At 67.3% G+C, this 3,330-nt stretch carries 2 protein-coding genes and 1 pseudogene; 2 read left to right on the top strand and 1 reads right to left on the bottom strand.

Going from position 1 to position 3,330, the window contains the following annotated elements; all coding sequences use genetic code 11:
- The coding region (locus tag WBV89_RS04785; RefSeq protein ID WP_423980195.1) for a NeuD/PglB/VioB family sugar acetyltransferase at window positions 1-1,011 on the bottom strand (1,011 nt) is incomplete at its 3' end.
- Between the two features lie 147 nt (window positions 1,012-1,158).
- Here WBV89_RS04785 and WBV89_RS04780 point away from each other — a divergent pair.
- Both WBV89_RS04780 and WBV89_RS04775 read left to right on the top strand, forming a co-directional pair.
- The gene (locus WBV89_RS04780; RefSeq protein WP_423980194.1) at window positions 1,159-3,051 is read left to right on the top strand and encodes an SDR family NAD(P)-dependent oxidoreductase; all 1,893 of its coding nucleotides are present in this window, start codon (window positions 1,159-1,161) and stop codon (window positions 3,049-3,051) included.
- 39 nt (window positions 3,052-3,090) lie between these two features.
- A pseudogene (locus WBV89_RS04775) lies at window positions 3,091-3,330 on the top strand (hypothetical protein); the annotation flags it as partial.

Here is a 3,330-nt window from a genome sequence, read left to right as displayed (position 1 = left end):
GTGTTCACGCGTCATCGCCACGATCAGGTCGGCGTCGCGTAGATGTGCAGGTGTGAGTTGGGTGGCGCGGTGCGCCTCGATCTCGTCGCCGACCCCCAGCTCGCGTGCAACGCGCAACAGCTTGCTGTCGACGCGGCTCCCGGCCGGCGCGGAGAGCCCTCCGGACGTCACCTCGGCCTCGACGCCGATCTCGTCCAACGCTCGACGGAGCAGCACCTCGGTGAGCGGCGAGCGGTTGAGGTTGCCGGTACACACCACCAAGACCTTCGGCACGATCGGAGGGGCACTGTCGACCGCATCATCGAGTCCGGACTCGGGTGCTTCGGCACCCCGGGTCCAGGTGCCCACCCCGCCGGGGGTCTCGGTCGGCTGAGCGCTCGATGTGATCACGCGGGCCGGAACCCCCACCACCGTCGAGCCATCCTCCACGTCACCGATGACCACCGCTCCGGCGCCGACGATGACACGCGCTCCGATCGCCACACCCGGAAGGACGGTCGAACCGATTCCGACCAGTGTCTCCTCGCCGACCGAGACTGCGCCGGCGAGGGCTACGCGCGGCGCGACGTGGGAGAACGCACCGATCGAGCACTCATGGTCGACGATCGCTCCGGTGTTGACGATCGAGCCGAGCCCGATTCGAGCGTGGGCGTTGACCACGGCTCCGGGCATCACCAGCGCTCCCGCTTCGACCATCGCCGATCGCGAAACAACGGCGTCGGGGCTGATCGCGGGGACGAGTTCGGCCCCGAGCGATGTCACCCGGTCGATCAGCGAGTGGCGTGCGGCGTTGTCGCCGACCGCGACGAACGCCCAGCGCCCGTCGACCAGCAGGGTGTCGAGTTCGTCGACGGTGCCGATCATGTCGACGCCGAGCGACGCAATATCGGCACGGGCGAGGCCATCGGCGGACACGCAACCGGCGACCTCGTGGCCGCTTCGAAGCAGCACCTCGATGCACACCAGCGCATGGCCGCCGGCCCCGATGACGACTCCCGATGTGGCTTCCACTGATCCGACCGTAGCCGCAGCCCATCGGCACCACCACGGCACGACGGGGGCGCAGGCCAGGCGCGAACGCGGAATCAGATGCTCGCGAGAGTCCGTGCCAGGGTCACTGCCCACTCCTATACTCGAACCGGCTCCGTGGTCCACGGGGTGAACGATCGCCAGTCGGCGAAGGACAGGGAGTACGTGATCGGACGTCGTTTCGAGCAACCGGGATGGAGCGCGAGCACGGATGCCCGTCTCCGGCGTGCCTTTCCGATCATGCAGTTCGCCGGTGACGCTCTGGCGTGGGTGGTCGCCATCCCGGTGACGACGCTCTTGCGGTATGACCTCCGACCCGCCCCGATCGACTGGCGCGGGGTGGCGATCGTCGTGTTGGCCGCGATTGCCGCCCAGGGAGCGATCGGCTACGCACTCGGTCTCTATCGCCGCCGCTATCACTACGCGAGCCTCGAAGAGGTTCGCGTCCTCGGCTTCACGATGGCCGCGGTCGCGGTGGTGATCTTCGTCGTCGCGCATCCGAACGAAGGCGCTTTGGTCCCGCGGACGGTTCCCGCCCTCGCATTGCTCCTCGCGCTCGTGCTCGCTGCGATCGTGCGCTTCTCGGCGCGTCTCGTCGAGGAGCGTCAACGGCGCCCGTCCGAGGATTTGAGCGAGCCGATCATCGTGTACGGAGCCGGTCGTTCCGGCTCGCAGATGATCAAGATGCTCCTCGCGTCACCCGATCAGCCGTACCTGCCGGTGGCGTTGCTCGACGACGATCCCGCCAAAGCTGGTTTGCGGGTCAACGGTCTGCGCGTGCGCGGCACCGGTGCCGACGCGCCGAAGGTCGCGCGCCAGTACGGAGCGTCCTCCGTGCTGATCGCGGTTCCGTCGTTGAGTGGTACCGACCTGAGCGCGCTCACCGAACCGCTCGCCGAGGCCGGGCTCACCGTGCTGATCCTTCCGCGCCTGGTCGACGTGTCGATGTCATCCGAGGACTTCACGACCAGCACGATTCGCCCGCTGACGATCGAGGACCTGCTCGGTCGTCCCACGGCCGACGTCGACGTCTCGGCGATCGCCGGATACATCGCCGGTCGCCGGGTGCTGGTCACCGGTGCCGGCGGGTCGATCGGCTCCGAGCTCTGCCGTCAGCTCCATGCCTTCGGGCCGGCCAAACTGTTCATGCTCGATCGCGACGAGTCGGGGCTGCACTCGACGCAGTTGTCGATCGATGGTCGCCCGTCACTCGGATCGGCATCACTCGTGCTCGCCGACATTCGTGATCGTGCCCGGATCACCACGTTGTTCGACGAGCACCGCCCAGATGTGGTGTTCCACGCGGCAGCGCTCAAGCACCAACCATTGCTCGAGAACAATCCCTCGGAAGCGTGGAAGACCAATGTGATCGGAACGCACAACGTGCTCGAGGCGGCGGCCAAGGTCGGGGTGGAGCGCTTCGTCAACATCAGCAGCGACAAGGCCGCGGATCCGGCCGGGGTGCTCGGCTACTCGAAGCGGATCTGCGAACGGCTCACCTCGGATGCGGCTCGGTGCCACGCGCGGCCGTACGTGTCCGTGCGGTTCGGGAACGTACTCGGTTCACGCGGTTCGATGTTGGAGGTGTTCAACCGCCAGATCGCCGACGGTGAGGCGGTGACGGTCACCCATCCTGAGATCACGCGCTTCTTCATGACGGTCGAGGAAGCCGTCGCCTTGACCATCCAGGCGGGGGCGATCGGTGCGGGTGGCGAGGTGCTCGTGCTCGACATGGGGACCCCGGTCCTGATCGAGGACGTCGCGCGCCGTCTGATCCAGCAGTCTGGGACGGCCACGCCGATCGTCTACACCGGTCTGCGCGACGGTGAGAAGCTCCACGAGGTGTTGTTCGGCCCGGACGAGATCGATCATCGGCCGAGCCATCCTCTGATCAGCCATGCACCCGTTCCGCCACTGTCGTTCGTCGACTTGAACGGATCGTGCCCGGGTCACGGTCGCCGGGAGATCTCGATCGAGGACATGGCTGCGGTGACGTGGTATGGCGATGCACCCCCTTCATGATCGACGGGGAGACGTGAGTCCCGACCGCGGCACGGTCGCATGACGGCGACCACACGGCTGACATCGCGACGCCGAATTCGTCGCAATCGAATCTCGGGGACCGACGCCATCGCCGTCGGGGTCGTCGCTGCGATCACCGGCATCGCCGCGGCTTTCGCCGGCACTCACCCGACCGCGTGGGGTCCGTCCGATGTCATCCTGACTGCGCAGGTGGCGTTCTCGAGGGTCGACACGTTCGCGGCCGGGCTCGACGAGACGTTCTCGGGTCCACTCGATGCC

This window comes from Ilumatobacter sp. (genome assembly GCF_049588435.1).
Lineage (GTDB): Bacteria > Actinomycetota > Acidimicrobiia > Acidimicrobiales > Ilumatobacteraceae > Ilumatobacter_A.
Note: the sequence above shows the minus strand (reverse complement) of the source record. Positions and strands in the feature narration are given on the sequence as shown.